This is a genomic window from Homoserinimonas aerilata, assembly GCF_006716125.1.
Classification (GTDB): Bacteria; Actinomycetota; Actinomycetes; order Actinomycetales; family Microbacteriaceae; genus Homoserinimonas; species Homoserinimonas aerilata.
Genome location: NZ_VFOM01000003.1, coordinates 66,281 through 83,184 on the forward strand (window position 1 = coordinate 66,281; position 16,904 = coordinate 83,184).

General features: G+C 69.0%; 16 protein-coding genes. 11 read left to right on the forward strand and 5 right to left on the reverse strand.

Annotated elements, in window-relative coordinates:
- Positions 1 to 40: 40 nt before the first annotated feature.
- Complete coding sequence (locus tag FB562_RS11805) at positions 41 to 1,015, reverse strand: o-succinylbenzoate synthase (protein WP_141881510.1); 975 nt, start codon at positions 1,013 to 1,015, stop codon at positions 41 to 43.
- Between the two features lie 51 nt (positions 1,016 to 1,066).
- On the opposite strand from FB562_RS11805, the gene FB562_RS11810 reads away from it, so the two are divergent.
- The 3 genes from FB562_RS11810 (at position 1,067) to FB562_RS11820 (ending at position 3,862) form a co-directional block, all read left to right on the forward strand.
- Complete coding sequence (locus tag FB562_RS11810) at positions 1,067 to 1,603, forward strand: hypothetical protein (protein ID WP_141881511.1); 537 nt, start codon at positions 1,067 to 1,069, stop codon at positions 1,601 to 1,603.
- Between the two features lie 83 nt (positions 1,604 to 1,686).
- Entirely contained in the window at positions 1,687 to 2,613 is a 927-nt protein-coding gene (locus FB562_RS11815; protein ID WP_141881512.1) for a 1,4-dihydroxy-2-naphthoyl-CoA synthase, read from the forward strand.
- 88 nt (positions 2,614 to 2,701) lie between these two features.
- On the forward strand, positions 2,702 to 3,862 hold the full coding sequence (locus FB562_RS11820; protein ID WP_141881513.1) for an AMP-binding protein: 1,161 nt from the start codon (positions 2,702 to 2,704) through the stop codon (positions 3,860 to 3,862).
- Between the two features lie 37 nt (positions 3,863 to 3,899).
- Here the strand turns inward: FB562_RS11820 and FB562_RS11825 are convergent, their stop codons facing one another.
- A complete protein-coding gene (locus FB562_RS11825; RefSeq protein ID WP_141881514.1) occupies positions 3,900 to 5,630 on the reverse strand; it encodes a cation:proton antiporter in 1,731 nt (576 codons plus the stop codon).
- 67 nt (positions 5,631 to 5,697) lie between these two features.
- Between FB562_RS11825 and FB562_RS11830 the strand changes: the two genes are divergently transcribed.
- Positions 5,698 to 6,666: a 1,4-dihydroxy-2-naphthoate polyprenyltransferase gene (locus tag FB562_RS11830; RefSeq protein ID WP_425459831.1), complete on the forward strand. Its 969-nt coding sequence runs from the start codon at positions 5,698 to 5,700 to the stop codon at positions 6,664 to 6,666.
- Here the strand turns inward: FB562_RS11830 and FB562_RS11835 are convergent.
- Positions 6,628 to 7,008, reverse strand: coding sequence for a DUF4229 domain-containing protein (locus FB562_RS11835; protein WP_141881516.1), 381 nt, complete (start codon positions 7,006 to 7,008; stop codon positions 6,628 to 6,630). The genes FB562_RS11830 and FB562_RS11835 overlap by 39 nt on opposite strands.
- Positions 7,009 to 7,069: 61 nt before the next feature.
- Here FB562_RS11835 and FB562_RS11840 point away from each other — a divergent pair, with 61 nt between their 5' ends.
- The 3 genes from FB562_RS11840 to FB562_RS11850 all read left to right on the forward strand — a co-directional run bounded on the left by FB562_RS11840 (position 7,070) and on the right by FB562_RS11850 (position 10,379).
- Complete coding sequence (locus FB562_RS11840; protein WP_141881517.1) at positions 7,070 to 7,432, forward strand: PLDc N-terminal domain-containing protein; 363 nt, start codon at positions 7,070 to 7,072, stop codon at positions 7,430 to 7,432.
- The gene (gene menD / locus FB562_RS11845) at positions 7,432 to 9,192 is read left to right on the forward strand and encodes a 2-succinyl-5-enolpyruvyl-6-hydroxy-3-cyclohexene-1-carboxylic-acid synthase (RefSeq protein ID WP_141881518.1); all 1,761 of its coding nucleotides are present in this window, start codon (positions 7,432 to 7,434) and stop codon (positions 9,190 to 9,192) included. Before FB562_RS11840 ends, menD begins: the two co-directional genes overlap by 1 nt.
- A gap of 335 nt (positions 9,193 to 9,527) precedes the next feature.
- On the forward strand, positions 9,528 to 10,379 hold the full coding sequence (locus tag FB562_RS11850) for a polyphosphate kinase 2 family protein (protein ID WP_141881519.1): 852 nt from the start codon (positions 9,528 to 9,530) through the stop codon (positions 10,377 to 10,379).
- 170 nt (positions 10,380 to 10,549) lie between these two features.
- Here FB562_RS11850 and FB562_RS11855 read toward each other — a convergent pair whose 3' ends face one another.
- The gene (locus FB562_RS11855; protein ID WP_141881598.1) at positions 10,550 to 11,731 is read right to left on the reverse strand and encodes an isochorismate synthase; all 1,182 of its coding nucleotides are present in this window, start codon (positions 11,729 to 11,731) and stop codon (positions 10,550 to 10,552) included.
- A gap of 116 nt (positions 11,732 to 11,847) precedes the next feature.
- Between FB562_RS11855 and FB562_RS11860 the strand changes: the two genes are divergently transcribed.
- The 3 genes from FB562_RS11860 (at position 11,848) to FB562_RS11870 (ending at position 15,077) form a co-directional block, all read left to right on the forward strand.
- Positions 11,848 to 12,549: a class I SAM-dependent methyltransferase gene (locus FB562_RS11860; RefSeq protein WP_246081478.1), complete on the forward strand. Its 702-nt coding sequence runs from the start codon at positions 11,848 to 11,850 to the stop codon at positions 12,547 to 12,549.
- A gap of 66 nt (positions 12,550 to 12,615) precedes the next feature.
- On the forward strand, positions 12,616 to 13,677 hold the full coding sequence (locus tag FB562_RS11865; RefSeq protein WP_246081479.1) for a polyprenyl synthetase family protein: 1,062 nt from the start codon (positions 12,616 to 12,618) through the stop codon (positions 13,675 to 13,677).
- A 50-nt stretch (positions 13,678 to 13,727) separates the two neighbouring features.
- Positions 13,728 to 15,077: an FAD-dependent oxidoreductase gene (locus FB562_RS11870; protein ID WP_141881520.1), complete on the forward strand. Its 1,350-nt coding sequence runs from the start codon at positions 13,728 to 13,730 to the stop codon at positions 15,075 to 15,077.
- Between the two features lie 15 nt (positions 15,078 to 15,092).
- Here FB562_RS11870 and FB562_RS11875 read toward each other — a convergent pair whose 3' ends face one another.
- Positions 15,093 to 15,680: a PadR family transcriptional regulator gene (locus FB562_RS11875; RefSeq protein ID WP_141881521.1), complete on the reverse strand. Its 588-nt coding sequence runs from the start codon at positions 15,678 to 15,680 to the stop codon at positions 15,093 to 15,095.
- A gap of 129 nt (positions 15,681 to 15,809) precedes the next feature.
- Here FB562_RS11875 and FB562_RS11880 point away from each other — a divergent pair, with 129 nt between their 5' ends.
- The gene (locus tag FB562_RS11880; RefSeq protein ID WP_141881522.1) at positions 15,810 to 16,904 is read left to right on the forward strand and encodes an aromatic ring-hydroxylating oxygenase subunit alpha; all 1,095 of its coding nucleotides are present in this window, start codon (positions 15,810 to 15,812) and stop codon (positions 16,902 to 16,904) included.

The following is a 16,904-nucleotide window of genomic DNA, read 5'->3' on the forward strand; positions in this document are numbered from 1 at the left end:
GGGGCGGCCCACGGGGTGACTACGGGATGGGCCGAGCGGGTCAGAGCAGCGCGTGGCAGCGGGCGAGCCGCTCGCGCCACCAGCCGGCGCGATCGACAGGGGCCGCCCAGCGGTCGAGGAGCTCGCCGCTCACCTCGATGCGGCGCACCTGGATGGCGCCGCCTTCGGGCAGGAGGGGAGCATCCGTGACGTCTGCTGCGAGCAGTGCGGCGGTGCCCAGCCCGCAGTCGTAGTCGAGCTCGGGCAGGCCTGCGGCGAGGTGCGCGCCCATGGACAGGCCGATGCTCGTGTCGAGTGCGCTGGAGACGACGACGGGCAGGCCGGCCTCGGCGACGATGCGACTCGCGGCGGTGACGCCTCCGAGCGGTTGCGCCTTGATGACGAGCAGATCGGCGGCACCTGCCCGCGCCACGGCGAGCGGGTCGGCCGCTTTGCGCACGCTCTCGTCGGCGGCGACGGGGATGCCCTTGTGGCGGATGCGGCGGCGAATCTCGACGAGCTCGTCGACGCTCGCGCACGGCTGTTCGACGTATTCGAGGTCGTATTCGGCGAGGGCGTGCACCGCGCGCTCGGCCTCATCGATGGTCCAGGCGCCGTTCGCGTCGACGCGGATGCGGCCATCCGGGCCGAGCAGTTCGCGCACCTTCGCGACGCGCGCCACATCGTCGGCGAGGGTGGAGCCCGGGTCGGCGACCTTCACTTTGACGGTGCGGCATCCGGGAAAGCGGGCCAGGACATCCGCAACTCTCGCAGGTTCGACGACGGGCATGGTCGCGTTGACGCGCACGGTGGGGCGCATGACGGCCGGCAGCGGGCCCCAACCGAAGTCGATGGCGGCGGCGAGCCAGGTGGCCGCCTCGGCATCGTCATACTCGGTGAACGGTGAGAATTCGGTCCAACCGTTCGGGCCTTCGATCAGCATCGCCTCGCGGGTGTCGATTCCGCGGAATCTCTGCCGCAGCGGCAACGCCACCACTCGGGCGGTGTCGAGCAGTTCGGCGAGCGTCGGCGTCATCACCCCAGTGTCGCAAGTTCTTCACCCGGATGCGCGTAATAGGCTCGAATGATGACGAACGAGGGTGAGGCGGCCGCCTCGGAGAGTGCAGGGTCGCCCCTGCCGCCGCGGGTGGTTCACGCCTTCGACGCGGATCGCGCCCACGCGCCGCAGCATCCTGAGCCTCCGCTTCTGCCTCCGCCTTCGGCTCCGCTTTTGACTCCGCCTTCGGCTCCGCTTTCGACTCCGCTTTCGGCAGAGGGGAGCGCCCCTGTCGCGCCTGCGCGAGCGGCGTCGCGCGGCCCGCTGCTGCTCGGCCTGCTTGCGCTCCTGCTCTCCCTTCTCGGGCTTGTGGCGCTCATCGTCGGTGTCTCCGTTGCCGCCCCGGCTGCCGCGACGGAGGCCGATTGGGCCGTCGCGACGGGCCTCTCTTTGGCGGCCAATGTGCTGACGGTGGCGGGCGTGCTGCTCGGCGTGGTCGTGGTGATCGGTTCCGTCACGGGCAGGCACCGTCTTCGCCGCGCGCTGCTGTGGGGGGTCGCCGCGATCGTCGTCGGCGTGCTGTCGAACCCGTGGCTGCAGGTTGCGGTCTTCAGCCTGCTGAGCTGAGCTGGCCTCGAACTGAGCGGGCCTCGAGCCGATCGCGCCAGAGCGCGATACCTCGACCGGCGGAGTTTCCGTAGGCTTGGGGCATGCCTGAGACTGCCGACGACCGCTTCGTTTCTGACCTGTTCGACGCATCCGTGTGGGTCGATGCTCCCGGCTTCGACGGGCTCAGCGATGTGACCTACCACCACGACGCGACGGGGAGGGTGGCCCGCATCGCGTTCAACCGGCCGGAGGTGCGCAACGCGTTCCGCCCGCACACGGTCGACGAGTTGTACCGCGCGCTCGATGACGCGCGCCAGAATCCGCGCATCGGCGTCGTGCTGCTCACCGGCAACGGGCCGAGCCCGAAGGATGGCGGCTGGGCCTTCTGCTCGGGCGGCGACCAGCGCATCCGCGGGCGTGACGGCTACAAGTACGCCGAGGGCGAGACGGCCAGCGGAATCGACACCGCCCGTTCGGGCCGCCTGCACATTCTCGAGGTGCAGCGTCTCATCCGCTTCATGCCGAAGGTCGTCATCGCGGTTGTGCCCGGCTGGGCGGCCGGTGGCGGGCATTCGCTGCATGTGGTCTGCGATCTGAGCATCGCCTCCGCCGAGCACGGGCGTTTCAAGCAGACGGATGCGGATGTCGGCTCCTTCGACGCCGGCTACGGCAGCGCCTATTTCGCGCGGCAGATCGGGCAGAAGAACGCGCGCGAGGTGTTCTTCCTGGCGCGCGAGTACAGCGCGCAGCGGGCGTACGAGATGGGCGCCGTGAATGCTGTCGTGCCGCATGCGGAGCTTGAGGCGACCGCCTACGAGTGGGCGCAGGAGGTGCTCACCAAGTCGCCGACGGCCATCCGGATGCTCAAATTCGCCTTCAATGCCGTGGATGACGGTCTGGTCGGGCAGCAGGTGTTCGCGGGGGAGGCGACGCGGCTGGCCTACGGAACGGATGAGGCCGTGGAGGGGCGCGACTCGTTCCTCGAGAAGCGTGAGCCGGACTGGTCGCCGTACCCCTGGCAGTTCTGATGCCCGAGCGCTCGAGTTGCCCACTTTCGCCCCGAATTCACGCGAGATCGGGGCGAAAGTGGGCAACTCGGCGGGATGGAGGTGCGGCATGACGCGCGAGCTGAGGGTCGTGGACGGCGATGACGCGCCGGCCGTGCTCGCAGCGCTGCGTGAGGCGCTCGCCGGTGGCCCCGCCGTCATGCCGTTGGCGGCCGCGCAGCTCGGCGGTGATGCTCCCGCGATGGTCGAGCAGACGGTCGAGCAGAGGGTCGCGCTCGTCGTGCAGACGAGCGGCACGACCGGCCACAGCAAGCGGGTCGCGCTCAGCGCAGACGCCCTGCTTGCCGGCGCCGCGGCATCCGAGTCGGCTCTTGGTGGCCCCGGCCAGTGGCTTCTGGCCCTGCCCGCGCACTACATCGCCGGCATCAACGTGCTCACGCGCTCGATCACGGCGGGCACCGAGCCGGTCATGGTCGGCGGCCGTTTCGAGCCGCACGCCTTCGCCCGGGCAGCCCTCGCGATGGACGCGCCGCTGCGTTTCACCTCCCTCGTTCCGGCCCAACTGGCCGCGCTGCTCGACGCGGCCGAGGGCAGCGGCGACCTGAGCGGCTCTGAGGGCGGCGTCGGCCTGCTCGAGCTGCTGCGCCGCTTCGACCGCATCCTCGTCGGCGGGCAGTCCACGCCGCCGTCGCTGCTGGCGCGCGCCATCGAGGAGGGCCTCAACGTGACCCGCACCTACGGGTCGAGCGAGACGGCGGGCGGATGCGTGTACGACGGCGAGGCGATCGGCACCGTCGGCGTGCAGATCGTCGACGGCCTGGTGGAGCTGAGCGGCCCCGTGCTGGCGGAGGGCTACCTGGGTGACCCGGCGCGCACCGATGCGGCCTTCGTGCTGCGTGACGGCATCCGCTGGTATCGCACCGGCGACCTGGGCGAATTCGACGGTGGCGTGCTGCGCGTGACCGGACGCGCCGACGACGTGATCGTCTCGGGCGGGCTGAAGGTGTCGCTCGCGGCGGTCGAGCGGGTCGTGCGCGGGCTTCCGGGGCAGACGGATGCGGTGGCCGTCTCGGCAGGGCACGAACGCTGGGGTGAGGTGCCGGTTGTGGTGACGACGACTCCGATCGGCCTCGAGGAGCTGCGCGCGGCGGTCGGCGCCGCGGAGGGCAACGCCGCACGCCCTGACCGCGTGGTCGTGCTGCCGTCGCTGCCGCTGCTGCCGTCGGGTAAACCCGACCGGCGGGCGATCGCCGAGCTGGCGCGCGACTGAGGCAAACGCATCCGCTGACGCTGAAATCGTCGCCGAATCAGGGCGTGGCGCCGGGCTTCTGCAGCCGCGTCTCCTCGACCTCGAGCATGGCCTGCGCCTCGCGCACCACACGCGACGGGTAGCGCCCGGTGCTGCGGGCGCGCAGCAGGGCGTCGTATTCGCGCTGCACGACCGCGTTGCGCAGCTTGCGGTACTGCAGATGCGGGGTTCCCACCTCGGGCGTGGCCGTGTTGGCGCGCTCCCAGGCGGCGTCGATGCGCAGCACCGTGTCGCTGCGCACCCGGTCGACGACACCGGGGGCGATGGGTGTGTCCGGCCCGAGCACCGCCCCGGGGTCGTCGAGCACGGTGAGCCCCTCATGGCTGATCTCCTCGAGCAGCTCGGCGACCTTCTGCCGGTCGGCCTGCACGTTGATGCCTTCGATGCCGATCAGTTTGATCAGCCATGGCAGGGTGCTGCCCTGCAGAACGAGCGTGACGACGGCGACGGTGAAGGCGATCAGGATGAGCTGGGCGCGGTAGGGGGTCTCCTCCGGCAGTGACTGTGCGGCCGCGAGGGTGACGACCCCGCGCATGCCCGACCAGGAGAGCACGAGCCCGCCGCGCCAGTCGAGGCCGTCGGCGCGGGTGTGGTCGAGGTCGGCGCGCATCCGTGCATAGGCCTGTTCGACGCGTTCGCGTCGGCGCTCCATTCGGGGGTCGCCGCTCGCCCCCTTCGCCTTGAGGTGTTCGAGGCCCAGCTTGAGGCGCAGCGCCCGGAACTCGTCGCGTTCTGCCTTGCGCTGCAGCAGGAACACCATCGGGTTCACCCAGGCGAAGCGGATGATGATGAGCGCGGCTGTCGCCACGAGCCCGATCAGCACGGCATTCATGGCCGGAAGCTCGTTGGCGTCGATGTCGCCGAGCAGGGCCCGGATCTCGACCCCCATCAGCAGGAACACGCCATGTTCGAGGATGAACTGCACGCTTCGCCAGGTGACCCGTTCGGCGATGCGGCCCTGAACATCCACGAATTTGGGCGCATTGTGGCCCACATAGAGGCCGGCGACGACGACGGCGAGAACCCCGGATGCGTGCAGCTCCTCCGCGGGGATGAACGCCAGGAACGGCACCAGCAGTGCGATGGAGGTGTCGACGAGCGGATCGGCGAGCCGCGCCCGCACCCACACCGTGATCACACCGATGAGGAGGCCCACGATGATGGCGATGACGACGGCGTAGCCGAAGTCGCCGATGCCCTCCCAGATGGTTCCCACGCCGCCCGCGGAGATGGCGATCGCCGAGCGCAGCAGCACGAGCGCGGTCGCGTCATTGACGAGGCCCTCGCCCTCGAGCACGGTGAGCAGGCGCGGGGGCAGACCCAGTTTCTTTCCGATGGAGATCGCGGAGACGGCATCCGGCGGGCTGATGACGGCACCGAGCGCGATCGCGGCGGCCAGATTCAGGTTCGGCAGCAGCAGGTAGAGCAGAAAGCCGACACTGAACGCCGAAACGACGACGAGCAGAACCGACAGGCTGGTGATCGTCTGGATGCTTCGCCTGAAATCCATGACAGGCACCTGCAGTGCCGCCGCGTAGAGGATGGGCGGCAGTACGGCCATCAGGATGACGTCATGCGGCACCTCGATCTCGGGCACGCCGGGGAGGTACGAGATGCCGACACCGACAACGAGCAGCACGATGGGGGCGGCGATGCCGAGCCGTTTGGCGACGAGCGAGAATGCGACGATCAGGCTCACCGCGATCACGATGACGAGGGGTAGTTCCATTGGCTTTCCTCCGAGCGATCGTCGAGGCGTCAAGTTTATTGCGCCCGTCGGCAATAGAATCGCGCTCGTGGCCCGACCCAAGCAGCAGCGAATCGATCCGACGAAGGTGGCGCGTGCCGCCCGCAGCCAGAAGAAGGTGATTCCCCCGAAGGCGAAGGTCAAGAAGGCCGGCCCCGCCGACTGGATCGCGGGAGCGCGCATCCGCACCCTTCCGCTGGCTGTCGCGCCCGTCGCGCTCGGCACGGCCGCCGCATACGTGTACTCATTCGAGTGGCACTGGGTGCGGGCGCTGCTGTGCCTCGCGCTGGCCGTGCTGCTGCAGATCGGCGTCAACTACGCCAACGACTACTCGGATGGCATCAGAGGCACGGATGCTCACCGCGTCGGCCCGTCGCGCCTCACCGGGTCCGGTGCAGCGAAGCCCCGCACGGTGCTCGCGGTCGCCCTCACCTTCTTCGCCCTGGGAGCGCTCGCCGGCCTCGCCGTCGTCGTGCTGAGCGGCCAGTGGTGGCTGCTCGCCGTGGGCGCCGCCTGCATCGCCGCCGGCTGGTTCTACACGGGCGGCCGGCGCCCGTACGGCTACTACGGCCTCGGCGAGTTGTTCGTCTTCGTGTTCTTCGGTCTCGTCGCGACGGCCGGCACCATGTACGTGCAGGTCGGTGACGTCTCGCTGGAAGGCTGGATGGCCGGCGTCGCGGCCGGGCTGCTCGCGTGCGCCGTGCTCGTCTCCAACAACATGCGCGACATCGAACAGGATCGCGTCTCCGGCAAGCGCACCCTGAGCGTGCTCATCGGAATAACGGCATCGCGCATCCTGTTCACGGTTCTGCTGCTGGCGCCGTTCGTGATCCTGTTCTTCTTCGGGCTCGTGTACCTGCTGGCGCCCTACGTGTTCTTCGTGCTGCTGCTGGCGATCCCCACGGCGATCATCGCGCTCACGGGCAAGACGGCGGCAGAATTTCTGCTGGTGCTCAAACTCACCAGCCTGACGGCGCTGCTATTCGCCCTGGGGCTTGGCGCCGCGCTCGTCTTCTGACGCTTCTGAGACCGCCGGGGCTGTCGCATCCGGCTGCGTCGCATCCGGAGTTGTCTCGCCTGGCTTCGTCTCGCTTGGCTTCGCAGAGTCGAGGGCCGCGTTCTCCGCATCGCCATCGTCATCAGGCTCAGGATGCTCGCGCCGGCGCTGCAGGTCGAGCGCAAGTTCGTCGCGCTGCCCCCTGAACAGCAGGTACGAGATCGCGAAGGCGACGATGGTGGCCACGATCGCCGAAACCCACCAGAGCTCGGGCGGGAGCAGCAGGTAGAGCACCACGAACACGACGGCGAACAGGCCGACGCGGAGGAGCGAGTACAGGATCCAGCGCTGCGAGGTCTTCACCCGTCGAGTCTATGTGTGAGAGGCCGGGGACTCTCCGCGCGCGGCGGCGTAGACTCGGGGTATGCGTGCCTTCCTGTCACTCCTGCTCGGCGCCCTCGTTCTGGCGTTCTGGGTGTACACGCTCATCGACTGCATCCGCACCGATGAGTACCGGGCGCGCGGCCTGCCCAAGGGTGTGTGGGTCTTCGTGATCATCATCATCCCGGTCGTGGGCAGCATCCTGTGGCTGACGATCGGCAAGGAGCGCGACGGCGGTGCCTCCGCGCCTGCCCGGCCTGCGCCGACCCGGCCCATGTATCCGGATGACGACGTCGACTTCCTGCGCCGCGTCGAGACGGATGCCCAGCGCGAGGAGCGCATCCGCAAGCTCGAGGAGCGGCTCGCCGAACTCGACGACGACAGCAAGAACGAACCGAAGGACTGATGGGCGCGGCCAGTTCCGCCACCGCGTTCTCGGTCGCGCTGCTGGCAGACCTCATCGACCTGGGCGTGCGCCATGTCGTGCTCAGCCCCGGTTCGCGCTCGCAGGCGTTGGCGCTCGCCGCGGTAGAACTTGAGCGCGCCGGGCGGGTGACGCTGCATGTGCGCATTGACGAACGCTCCGCCGCGTTCCTTGCTCTCGGCCTCGCGGTCGAGTCGGGTGAACCGACGGTCGTCATCACCACCTCGGGCACCGCGGTCGCCAACCTGCACCCCGCCGTGCTGGAGGCGCACCACTCGGGTGTGCCGCTCATCCTGCTCACGGCCGATCGGCCTCCCGAGCTTCGTGGCATCGGCTCCAACCAGACGACGCAGCAGCACGGAATCTTCGGGCCTGCCGTGCGCTTCGTGCGCGAGGTCGAGGCGCCCGGGGCCGTCGGCTTCGACACATCCGCCGTCGCCGAGCTGGCGCACGAGGCGTACTCGGCCGCGGCAGGACACTCGGATGCTCCCGGCCCGGTGCAGCTGAACCTCGCCTACCGCGAACCCCTCTCCGGGCCGGTCGGGCCGCTGCCCGTGGCTCGCGGGGCCCATCGCGGGGCTGGTCTCGAGACTGGCGCCGCAGACGGCACCACCTCGACCAGCGAGTGTCTACCCCGCGGGTCGAGGGAGCGCCCTCTGGGGCGCTCGTCTCGAAACCCATCCACCCCCCACACCATCTCCGCCGCCCCAAACACCGTCGTCGTCGCCGGCCACGCTGCTGGCGAGCAGGCCGAGGCGCTCGCCCGCGCGCTCGGCGCGCCCCTTCTGGCTGAGGTGTCGAGCGGTGCGCGTTTCGGCCCGAATCTGGTCGTCTCCTACCGTGAGCTTCTCGATGACGAGGAGTTCGGCGGCCGCATCGAGCGGGTCGTGGTGTTCGGGCATCCGACGCTGAGCCGTGAGATTCCGGCGCTCATCCAGCGCGACGGGGTGCGCACCATCGTTGTGCGCGGGCTCGCCGCGGAGAACTACAACCCGGGCCACAGGGTCGGCGCCTTCGTCGACGCCATCGAGGTCGAGGGGCCGCCCGACACCGACCGTTCCTGGCTGGGTCGCTGGGTGCACGCCAGCCGCGCGCTCGCCGAGGCGAGCGACGACGCCCCTGTCGTGGATGCACCGGATGCGCGTGACGGCAGCGTGACGGCGCAGTTCCAGCGGCAGACGCTCGCCGCGCTTCGGGCGCCCGTGAGTCGCCGCGGGCTCGTCGACGCCGTCTGGCGGGTCACCTGGCCGCACGACAGGCTCGTACTGGGGGCGTCGCGCCTCATCCGTGAGACCGACCGGGCCGTGCCCGGCAAGAAGATTCGAGTGCACGCCAACCGCGGCCTCGCCGGAATCGACGGCACCGTCTCCACCGCGGTCGGCATTGCCCTCGCCAGCCAGGTGGAAGGGCGGCCCGGCGTCACCCGGCTGCTGCTGGGCGACCTGACACTGCTGCACGAACCCGGCGGCCTGCTGCTGGGCGCGGGGGAGGCGCGCCCGCGCATCCAGATCATCGTCGGCAATGACGGCGGCGGAACCATCTTCGACGGCCTTGAGGTTGCGGCGACCGCCGAGGCGGAGTCGTTCGACCGGGTGCTGTTCACGCCGCAGGGGGTCGAGCTGGCTGCGCTCGCGCAGGCGTACGGCTGGCAGCATGTGCGCGCCGCGAACCGAGGCGACTTGGATGCGGCGCTCACCGCATCCGCCGGCCCCACCCTCATAGAGGTACCGCTCACCCGCTGAGCCCGCCCGACCCGCGCGCATCCACCTCCACTCCACCTCTTCGCCGAGAGTACGCAAAGTTGACGTTTTTGGCGGCGAACCGTGCGATTCGTGCAGTCTCGGCGAACTTGGTTTGGCGTAGCCTCACCCGCCCCGACCCGCCCCGCCCCGCCCCGACCCGCCCCGCCCCGCCCCGACCCGACCCGACCCGCCCTCACCCGACCGTGCGCCGTTCTCGCGCATCCACCCCACCCTCGCCGAGAGTACGCAGAGTTGACGTTTTTGGCGGCGAACCGTGCGATTCGTGCAGTCTCGCGGAGGGGGTGAGCGGCGGGGCCGCGCGGTAGCATCGGCGCATGGCGAAGACGCGATGGGAAACCGAACCCGAGAAGCTGCTGCGCGTCGACGAGGGGTTCGCCCTCAGCGACGTCGACCCCGACTCGACCCCCGGATTCGATGGGGACGAGGAGAAGGGCGAGAAGGAGCTCAAACGGCACGTCGATGAGCTCGCCGACCTGCAGGAGCGCCTCTTCGCGGAGAGTCGAGCCGGAGGCAATCGGCGCATCCTGCTGATCCTGCAGGCCATGGATACGGCGGGCAAGGGCGGCATCGTTCGGCACGTCGTCGGCGGGGTCGACCCGCAGGGCGTGAAGTTGCACGCGTTCAAATCTCCGAGCGACGAAGAGAAGGCGCACGACTTTCTGTGGCGCATCCGCAGACAGCTGCCCGAGCCGGGTCTGATCGGCGTCTTCGACCGCTCCCACTACGAGGATGTGCTCATCCACCGGGTGCGCGGATTCTCGGCGCCCGACGTCATCGAAGAACGCTACGACATCATCCGCGACTTCGAGCAGGAACTCGTCGACGACGGCACCACCATCGTCAAGGTCATGCTGCACATCTCCTCCGACGAGCAGAAGGCGCGACTGCAGGAGAGACTCGACCGGCCCGACAAGAACTGGAAGTTCAACCCCGGCGACGTCGACGAGCGGATGCTGTGGTCGCAGTACATGGACGCCTACCAGATCGCCCTCGAGCGCACCTCGACCGAGGGTGCGCCCTGGTACGTGGTTCCCGCCGACAACAAGTGGTACGCGCGCATCGCCGTGCAGCGGCTGCTGCTCAACGAGCTGCGCGGGCTCGACCCGCAGTGGCCGGCGGCAGAGTTCGACGTGGAGGAGCAGAAGAAGCGGCTCGCGGGTAGCTGAGCGGCAGGGGCTCTGATTTCGAGACGATCGCCGTAGACGGCGATCCCTCAATCAGCGGGTTAGATCAGCGGAGTTCAATCCACGGAGTTACCTGCTGGTCGAGACCTGCCCGCGGGTTGCTCGAGGGTGAGGTTTCGAGACGGCCGCGGGCGGCCTCCTCAACCAGCGAGTTACTCGGCGAGCGTGTCGAAGGCCTCCACGATGGGCCTGAACTTCATGCGTGTCTCCAGCAGTTCCCGCTCGGGGTCGGAGTCGGCGACGATGCCGGCGCCCGCCCACGCGGTGACCGTTCCGTCGGGGTCGATCTGGGCGCTGCGCAGCGCGATCGCCCATTCGCCGTCGCCGTCTGCGCCGACCCAGCCGACGGGCCCGGCGTAGCGACCGCGGTCGAACGGTTCGAGGCGCGCGATGGTGGCCACGGCATCCGCGGTGGGGGTGCCGGCGACGGCTGCGGTGGGGTGCAGCGCCTGGATGAGGTCGAGTGAGGTGGAGCCGTCGTCGAGGGTTCCTTCGACGTCGCTGGCGAGGTGCCACAGGTTGGGCAGCTTGAGCGTGAACGGCACCTCACTGGCGATGACGCCGGAGCTGTGCGGCCGCAGCGAGGCGAGCACGCTCTGCACGGCGAACTCGTGCTCGTCCTGGTCTTTGGTGGAGGTGGCGAGCTCGGTGGCGGCGTCGAGGTCGCTCGTCGCGTCGGTTCCGCGCGCGGCGCTGCCGGCGAGCACCCGCGCGGTGGCGGTGCCCGAGTGCACCCCGACGAGTGTTTCGGGGCTTGAGCCGATGAAGCCGTCGATGGCGAACGTCCAGCAGTCGGGGTAGCCGTCGGCGAGGGCCCCGATCACGGGCCGCAGGTCGGAGCCGGGCGGCACGCTGCCGATGAGGTCGCGCGCGAGAACGACCTTGCTGAGTTCGCCGCGCCGGATGCCGGCCACCCCTTCGGCGACCGCCTGACGGTAGCCGTCGGGGTCGAGAGTGCCCGCTTCGAGTGCAGCGCGCACGGCCGGGCCGTGGGGTGAGACGGTCGGCAGGCCCTCCGGTGGCAGCGCGCCGTCGATGCCGATGCGGGTCAACCAGAAGCGCCCTTCGGCGCGGCCGATCACGACCTCCGGCACGATCAGCACGCTCGTGCAGGACGACGAGGCCGCGAAGGCGAAGCTGCCGAAGGCGACCAGCCCGGTTCCGGGGAGGGCGAGCGGGTCGTGCACTGTGGCGCGGCCGGCCAGGTCCTGCCAGGCTGCCGCAGCATCCGTCATCCGGCTCGCTCCGGAGAACTCCAGCCTGATCGCTTCACCGTGGCCGGCGATGCCGAAACCGCGGCGACGCCACAGCAGCGGGCGCTGCGAGTCGAGCATGAATGAGAGCGGGCCCGGGTCGTCGATCGGTGTTGTGACAACGGTGAGAGACGGGGCGGATGAGGCGGCTTGTGGCACCCATCAAGCCTACCTTCGGCACGAACTAGACTTGATGGGTGGCTACCGCTGATCTGAACAAGCAACCCGCCGAGGTCTCGGCGATGTTCGACGAGGTTGCCCCCCGCTACGACCTCACCAACGACGTCCTGTCGATGGGCGCCGCGCCGCTGTGGCGGCTGGCCGTGACCCGGGCGATCGACCCGAAGCCGGGGGAGCGCATCCTCGATGTCGCCGCCGGCACGGGCACCAGCTCTGCGGCGCTCGCCAAGTCGGGAGCCGCCGTCGTTGCGGCAGATTTCTCGCAGGGCATGATCGAGGTCGGCCGGCGCAGGCATCCGGAGATCGAATTCGTGCAGGCGGATGCGACGGCTCTGCCGTTCGGTGACGCCGAGTTCGATGCGGCCACCATCTCGTTCGGGTTGCGCAACGTCGAGCGGCCCCGCGAGGCGCTCGCCGAGATGCTGCGCGTGCTCAAGCCGGGCGGTCGCCTGCTCGTGTGCGAGTTCTCGACCCCGCCGAGCTCGCTGATGCGCTTCGGCTATGGCGCCTACATGAAGTACGCGATGCCGCTCGTGGTGGGCGCATCCAGTTCGAACCCGCAGGCGTACCGCTACCTTGCGGAGTCGATCGCCGACTGGCCAGACCAGCCGACGTTGAGCCAGTGGATTCGCGGGGCCGGCTTCACCAGGGTCGGCTACCGAAATCTCACCGGTGGCGTCGTGGCCCTGCATCGTGGCCGCAGACCGGTGAGCGGCTGAGGCTGCCCAGCGTTTCGAGCCACCGCCTCGAAGCCCATCTTCTAACCCCAGGATTAGGTTGACTGAGTGAACGCGAGAGAGTCCCGAGCCCGTCGTCGGGCCACCCTTGCCTCGTCCCTCGGGCTCGGCGAGGCCGTGTTCTCGACGACCGAGGAGCGCCGCGTGGTGAAGGCTGTCGAGGATGGCCTGGAGCGGGTCGAGGCGGCGCTGCTGCGCGACATGGCCTTCGCCGATGAACTGGCGGATGTCACGAGCCGGTATCTTCTCGAGGCCGGCGGCAAGCGCGTGCGTCCGACACTCACGCTGCTGACTGCGCAGCTCGGCGACGGCGTCGACGACCGTGTGGTGGCTGCGGCGGAGGCGCTCGAGATCACGCATCTCGCCTCGCTGTACCACGACGATGTCATGGACGAGGCGCACATGCGCCGCGGCGTCCCGAGCGCGCAGACGGTGTGGGGCAACTCTGTGGCCATCCTCACCGGTGACCTGCTGTTCGCCCGCGCCAGCAAACTGATCGCCACCCTCGGCGAGGACGCCATCCGGATGCAGGCCGACACCTTCGAGCGGCTCTGCCTCGGCCAGCTGCACGAGACGATCGGCCCGCAGAAGGGTGAGGACCCGATCGAGCACTACATCCAGGTGCTCGCCGACAAGACAGGTTCGCTCATCGCCGCGGCCGCCCGCATCGGCCTGCTGTTCTCTGAGGCGCCGTCCGCGTTCGAGCGGCCTGTCGAGGTGTTCGGCGAGAAGGTCGGCGTGGCCTTCCAGCTTGTCGACGACGTCATCGACCTGTCGGCCGAGTTTGAGCAGACCGGCAAGGCTGCGGGAACCGATCTGCGCTCAGGCGTCTCCACCCTGCCGCTGCTGTTCCTGCGCCGCGAGGCGGAGACGGATGCGGATGCCGCGGCGCTGCTCGCCAGGATCGACGCCGGTCGGGCGCACCCCCAGGAGCTGGGCCTCGACGAGGCCATCGCCGAACTGCGTGAGCATTCGGTGACCGCCCGCACGATCGCCGAGGCCCACCGGTGGGCGGCGGAGGCCATCGAGGCGCTCGGGCCGCTGCCGGAGGGCCCCGTGAAGAAGGCGCTCACCCGCTTCGCCGAATCTGTCGTCGAGCGCAGCAGCTGAGCATCCGGCACCCAAATCCTGCACGAGATCCGCACGAAAGGACCAACCCCATGACCAAGCTGAGGCTTGCCATCGTCGGAGCCGGCCCCGCCGGGATCTACGCCGCAGACATCGTTCTGAAGGCCGAGAAGCAGTTCGATGTGTCGATCGACCTGTTCGATCACCTGCCGGCCCCCTACGGGCTGGTGCGGTACGGGGTCGCGCCCGATCATCCGCGCATCAAGGGCATCATCAATGCTCTCCGCGAGGTGCTCGATCGCGGTGACATCCGCCTGTTCGGCAATGTGCATTTCGGCACCGACATCACGATCGACGACCTGCGCAATCACTACCATGCGGTCATCTTCGCGACCGGCGCGGTGCGCGACGCCCCGCTCGCCATCCCCGGCATCGAGCTGGAGCGCAGCTACGGCGCCGCCGAGTTCGTCAACTGGTACGACGGGCACCCCGACTTTCCGCGCGAGTGGCCGCTCGACCAGAAGGAGGTCGCCGTCATCGGCAACGGCAACGTGGCCCTCGATGTGGCGCGGATGCTCGCCAAGCACGCCGAGGACCTTCTGGTCACCGAGATTCCCGCCAACGTCTATGACGGCCTGAAGGCATCCGCCGTCACCGATGTGCACGTGTTCGGTCGCCGCGGGCCCGCGCAGGTGAAGTTCACGCCGCTGGAGCTGCGGGAGCTCGGCGAGCTGCGCGACGTCGACATCATCGTCGCCGACGAGGACTTCGAGCTCGACGAGGCGTCGAAGACGGCCATCGAGACGAACAAGCAGATCATGGTGCTCAACCGCGTGCTGAACTCGTGGCGCGAGCGCGAGACCGGTCAGGCGTCACGCCGTCTGCACCTGCACTTCTGGGCGAAGCCGCTGGAGGTGCTCGGCGACACAGCTGTGGAGGGGCTGCGCTACGAGCGCACCGAACCCGACGGGCACGGGGGAGTGCGCGGCACGGGAGAGATCCGCGAACTGCCGATCGGCGCCCTGTACCGGGCGGTCGGCTACTACGGAACCCAGCTCGACGGCATCCCCTTCGATGAGCACCGCGGCGTCATCCCGAACCGCGAAGGCCAGGTCATCGACGACACCGACCAGCCCGTGCCGGGCGTCTTCGTGACCGGCTGGATCAAGCGTGGGCCGGTGGGCCTCATCGGTCACACCAAGAGCGACGCCATGGAGACGGTGCAGCATGTGCTGCAGGGGCAGGCCGACTGGTGGGCGCCCGAGCATCCGCAGCCTGAAGCGATCGTGGAGCTGCTCGCCTCCCGCGGTATCGAGTTCACGAACCTCGACGGATGGCACAACCTCGACGACGCGGAGAAGGCACTCGGCCAGGCGGAGGGCCGCGAGCGCATCAAGCTGGTGCCCCGCGAGGACATGCTGCGCGCCGCCCGCGGCGAGTAGCGCGACGCTGCCGCGTCAGCCCTCCGGGTAGAGCTCGTCGATGAGGGCGAGCCCGTGCCGGGCCCAGGCGATCTCCTGCTGCGCGCGGCCGATGAGCCCTTCGTAGGTGAACTTCTTGAAGGCGGTGGCGCGCGGCCGTTCCGACGGCGGCAGGGTGGCGAGGCGCTTGACGAGCATCTCGCTTGTGCCGTTCTCGATCTCCTCGACCTTGAGCTGCCATTGCAGGAGGCGTTCGGCGTAGTGCTCCAGGTGGGCGGTCATCTGGGCGCGTGCGGCGTCGGGTTCGGCCCATTCCAGGTAGGCGGCCTTGAGGTGTGCGGGGTCGCGTTCGCGGCTGTATTCGAGTGGCGTGTTCATCCACTGGCGGAATGCGGTCAGCCCGAGCGGCGTGATGCGGTAGCGCCGCTTCTTGCCGCGCTGGCCCCAGGTGACCTCTTCGCCTTCGAGCAGTCCGTCTTTCTCCATCTGCCGCAGTGCCGGGTAGATCTGTGAGTCGGGCGCATGCCAGACGTAGCCGACGGATGCCTCGAATTGCTTGAGCAGGTCGTAGCCGGTCATGGGTTCAACGCTGAGCAGTGCGAGCAGTGCGTAGCGGAGGCTCATGGGGCCTTTCTCCTGGGTGGTTGCGGGTTGCGGGGGTGCCCGCTACGGTGAACCTACCACTATCTATGTGCATAGTTAGTTGACCGTGTGCCACGGAGTGGGTTCAGTGTTGAACGCAAAGGAGCCTCCATGACTGCCGCCGCCGCAAGCAGCTCGACCACCGCCAGAACGATGGGCTTTCCGCTCAACGCCTGGTACGTGGCCGCCTGGGACCACGAGGTCACCCGCAAGCCGCTCGCCCGGCGCATCGCCGATCGGCCGCTCGCGCTCTACCGCACAGAAGAGGGCAAGCCGGTGGCTCTGGCCGACGCCTGCTGGCACCGCCTGGCGCCGCTGTCGATGGGCAAGCCGCTCTCGGGCGACACCATCCAGTGCCCGTACCACGGCATCATCTACAACTCCGCGGGCCGCTGCGTCTCGATGCCCGCCCAGGAGACCATCAACCCGAGCGCGACCGTTCCGTCGTTCCCGGTGGTCGAGCGGTACCGCTATGTCTGGGTCTGGCTGGGCGACGCCACACTCGCAGACCCCGCAACGATCCCCGACATGTCACAGATGACCTCGGATGAATGGGCGGGCGACGGTCTCACAATCCCCGTCAGATGCAACTACCAGCTTGTGCTCGACAACCTCATGGACCTCACCCACGAGGAGTTCGTGCACAGCTCCACCATCGGCCAGGACGAGCTGAGCGAATCGGACTTCGTCGTCACCCACGACGACAGCACGGTGACGGTGACGCGGTGGATGCACAACATCGACGCCCCGCCGTTCTGGCTCAAGAACATGCGCGACAGGTTCCCGGGCTTCAGCGGCAAGGTCGACCGCTGGCAGATCATCCACTTCGAAGCGCCATCCACCATCCGTATCGATGTGGGTGTGGCCAAGGCCGGCACCGGCGCGCCCGAGGGCGATCGCAGCCAGGGCGTCAACGGCTACGTCATGAACACCATCTCGCCCGAGACGGCCACCAGCAGCCACTACTTCTGGGCCTTCATGCGCAACTACCGGCTCGAGAGCCAGCTGATCACCACCCAGCTTCGGGATGGCGTCTCGGGGGTCTTCGCCGAAGACGAGGAGATGCTCGAGGCGCAGCAGGCGGCCATCGAGGCCAACCCCGACTACGAGTTCTACAACCTCAACATCGACGCGGGCGGCATGTGGGTGCGCCGCATCCTCGAACGGATGCTCGCAGCCGAGGGCCGCTCCGTCACGGCATCGTAG

Excerpts from the sequence above, each read along its gene's own strand:
- FB562_RS11880 (WP_141881522.1), top strand. The coding sequence starts at position 15,810 with ATGACTGCCGCCGCCGCAAGCAGCTCGACCACCGCCAGAACGATGGGC.
- FB562_RS11820 (WP_141881513.1), top strand. The coding sequence starts at position 2,702 with ATGACGCGCGAGCTGAGGGTCGTGGACGGCGATGACGCGCCGGCCGTG.
- menD (WP_141881518.1), top strand. The coding sequence starts at position 7,432 with ATGGGCGCGGCCAGTTCCGCCACCGCGTTCTCGGTCGCGCTGCTGGCA.
- FB562_RS11815 (WP_141881512.1), top strand. The coding sequence starts at position 1,687 with ATGCCTGAGACTGCCGACGACCGCTTCGTTTCTGACCTGTTCGACGCA.
- FB562_RS11810 (WP_141881511.1), top strand. The coding sequence starts at position 1,067 with ATGACGAACGAGGGTGAGGCGGCCGCCTCGGAGAGTGCAGGGTCGCCC.
- FB562_RS11875 (WP_141881521.1), bottom strand. The coding sequence starts at position 15,680 with ATGAGCCTCCGCTACGCACTGCTCGCACTGCTCAGCGTTGAACCCATG.
- FB562_RS11840 (WP_141881517.1), top strand. The coding sequence starts at position 7,070 with ATGCGTGCCTTCCTGTCACTCCTGCTCGGCGCCCTCGTTCTGGCGTTC.
- FB562_RS11855 (WP_141881598.1), bottom strand. The coding sequence starts at position 11,731 with ATGCTCGACTCGCAGCGCCCGCTGCTGTGGCGTCGCCGCGGTTTCGGC.
- FB562_RS11805 (WP_141881510.1), bottom strand. The coding sequence starts at position 1,015 with ATGACGCCGACGCTCGCCGAACTGCTCGACACCGCCCGAGTGGTGGCG.
- FB562_RS11850 (WP_141881519.1), top strand. The coding sequence starts at position 9,528 with ATGGCGAAGACGCGATGGGAAACCGAACCCGAGAAGCTGCTGCGCGTC.
- FB562_RS11825 (WP_141881514.1), bottom strand. The coding sequence starts at position 5,630 with ATGGAACTACCCCTCGTCATCGTGATCGCGGTGAGCCTGATCGTCGCA.
- FB562_RS11870 (WP_141881520.1), top strand. The coding sequence starts at position 13,728 with ATGACCAAGCTGAGGCTTGCCATCGTCGGAGCCGGCCCCGCCGGGATC.